This window comes from Kineococcus glutinatus (assembly GCF_039542765.1).
Lineage (GTDB): Bacteria > Actinomycetota > Actinomycetes > Actinomycetales > Kineococcaceae > Kineococcus_A > Kineococcus_A glutinatus.
Genome location: NZ_BAABIL010000501.1, coordinates 1 through 2,708 on the forward strand (window position 1 = coordinate 1; position 2,708 = coordinate 2,708).

Annotated in this window: 2 protein-coding genes; one reads left to right on the forward strand and one right to left on the reverse strand. The window is 76.6% G+C overall.

The annotated features are described in order from the left end of the window. Window positions 1-27: 27 nt before the first annotated feature. On the reverse strand, window positions 28-684 hold the full coding sequence (gene clsA / locus ABEB16_RS17110; protein WP_345713430.1) for a cardiolipin synthase ClsA: 657 nt from the start codon (window positions 682-684) through the stop codon (window positions 28-30). 179 nt (window positions 685-863) lie between these two features. On the opposite strand from clsA, the gene ABEB16_RS17115 reads away from it, so the two are divergent. Beyond that, entirely contained in the window at window positions 864-2,540 is a 1,677-nt protein-coding gene (locus ABEB16_RS17115; protein ID WP_345713431.1) for a carbamoyltransferase family protein, read from the forward strand. Window positions 2,541-2,708: the final 168 nt, after the last annotated feature.

The following is a 2,708-nucleotide window of genomic DNA, read 5'->3' on the forward strand; positions in this document are numbered from 1 at the left end:
CGCCGCGGGACCGCCCCGCGGCCCGGCTCACCGCGCCGCCCCGGGGCCCCCGCTGCCGGAGCGCGCACCGCCGCCACCGCGGGCGGCGCGCAGCAGGTCGCGGGTCTGGCGCAGGTACAGCACCCCGGCCCACCAGTACAGGCCCGCCCCCCACAGCGCGAACGCCCAGCCCAGCGAGCCCGCCACCAGCGACAGCGACGGGCTGACCTCGCCCAGCAGCAGCAGCGGGAAGGCGTAGAGCAGGCAGAACGTGCCGAGCTTGCCGAGGAAGTGCACCGGCAGCGGGCCGTGGCCGGCGCGGGCCAGCGCGGGCAGGGCGGCGGTGAGCAGCAGGTCGCGGGCCACGAGCAGCGCCACCAGCCACCAGGGCACGAGCCCGCGCAGCGCCAGGCCCAGCAGCGCGACGAGGATGTAGAGGCGGTCGGCGAGCGGGTCCAGCGCCTGCCCCAGCCGGGTGACCTGCCCCCAGCGGCGGGCCAGGTGGCCGTCCAGGTAGTCGCTGACGCCGCTCGCGGCGAGCACCACCAGCGCCCAGCCGTCCTCGTGGCGGGTGATGAGCACGCCGAAGACCGGCACGAGGAGCAGGCGCAGCGCGCTCAGCGCGTTCGGCAGGGTCCACACCCGGTCGCTGACGGCACCGGTGAGCGGTCGGGACGCATCGTGACCGGCCGCGTCGGCTCCCACCGGCGCCTCCCCCCGTCCGGAAAAGTTCCTGCTCGACACGCTGTTGATCTCGCCGGGCGACCCCCGGGACTGTCTGGCAGCCTACGTCGCAGCCGGCGGGCGGAGGCCCACGAGCCCCGCTCGGCCGCCGGCCACAGGCTCCGGCACCGCGGACGCGGTGCCGACGACGGAGGGCACGCATGCGCATCCTCGGTGTCAACGCGGTGTTCCACGACCCCGCGGCCGCCCTGGTGGTCGACGGCGAGGTGGTCTTCGCCGCGGAGGAGGAGCGCTTCAGCCGCCGCAAGCACGGCAAGCGCCCCGTGCCGTACTCGACGTGGGAGCTGCCCGAGCTCGCCATCCGGCACGCCCTGGCCGCCGGCGGGCTGCGCCCCGAGGACCTGGACCTGGTCGGCTACTCCTACGACCCCTCGCTGGTGCTGCCCGCCTCCGAGCTGGACCTCGGCGACCCCGACGACGCGATCCGCACCCGCTACGCCGAGCGCGCCCCCGAGGCGCTGGCGACCGCGCTGCCCGGGCTGGACCCGGCGAAGGTGCGGTTCGTGCCGCACCACGTCGCTCACGCGGCCTCGGCGGCGCTGGCCTCCCCGGAGGCGGCGCGCGAGGGCGGCTGCAGCGTCCTGACCGTGGACGGGCGCGGGGAGCGCGTCTCCGCCCTGGCCGGGCGCTACCGCGGCGGGTCCCTGGAGGTGCTGGCCAGCCAGCAGCTGCCGCACTCCCTGGGCCTGCTGTACGAGTCGCTGACCGCCCACCTGGGGTTCCTGCACTCCTCCGACGAGTACAAGGTCATGGCGCTGGCCTCCTACGGCAAGCCCCGCTTCGCCGACGAGCTGGCCGAGTTCGTGCACGCCACCGGCGACGGCGGCTTCGTCGCGCAGGCGCCGGACTGGTCGCGCTGGGCGCCGCGGCTGCTGGACGGCGAGCAGTGGGACCCCCGCCGCGACACCGACCAGGCCGACCTGGCCGCCAGCGTGCAGGAGGTGCTGGAGCGCACCCTCGTCGACGTCGCCACCTGGTTGCACGCCCGGACCGGCGACCGCGTGCTGGCGATGGCCGGCGGCACCGCGCTGAACTGCGTGGCGAACTCCCGCATCTGGCGCGAGTCGCCGTTCGAGGAGGTGTTCGTGCAGCCCGCCGCGGGTGACTCGGGCACCGCCCTGGGCGCGGCGCTGCAGCTGGCCGCCGACGCCGGGGAGGCGCTGGTGCCCATGCACGACGCCGCGCTGGGACGCGGCTGGGACGACGAGGAGCTGGCCGGCTGGCTGCGCACCGCGCGGGTGCCGTTCACCACGCCCGCCGACCTGGCCGCGGAGGTCGCCGACGTGCTGGCCGCCGACGGGGTCGTGGCGTGGTTCGACGGGCGCGCCGAGTTCGGCCCGCGCGCCCTGGGGCACCGCTCACTGATGGCCCACCCGGGCAGGAAGGAGAACCTCGAGCGGCTCAACGACGTCAAGGGTCGCGAGCAGTTCCGCCCCGTGGCGCCGATGGTGCTGGCCGAGCGCGCCCGGGACATCTTCTCCGGCGGGCCGTTCCCGAGCCCCTACATGCTCTTCGTGCACGACGTGGCGCCCGGGTGGCGCGAGCGCATCCCGGCCGTCACGCACGTCGACGGCACGGCGCGGATCCAGACCATCGACGACGAGCGCACCCCGAAGGTGGCGGCGCTGCTGCGGGCCTTCGAGCAGCGCACCGGTCTGCCCGTGGTGGTGAACACCAGCCTCAACACGGCCGGGCGGCCGATGGTGGACGACCCCCGCGACGCGCTGGAGCTGTTCGGCTCCGCGCCGGTGGACGTGCTCGTGCTGGGGCCGCACCTGGTGCGCCGCGCCGCCTTCTTCGCGCAGGCGGGCGCGTGAGCGCAGCCGCGACGCTCGGCGCCGCCCAGGTCCCCGGTGCCACGGCGGGGACCGCGGCCTTCGGCGTCGTCGTGCCGACGGTGGGGCGGGCGAGCCTGGCGCGGCTGCTCGCCACGCTCGCGGCGCAGGAGGGCCCCGCACCCGTGCGCGTCGTCCTCGTCGACGACC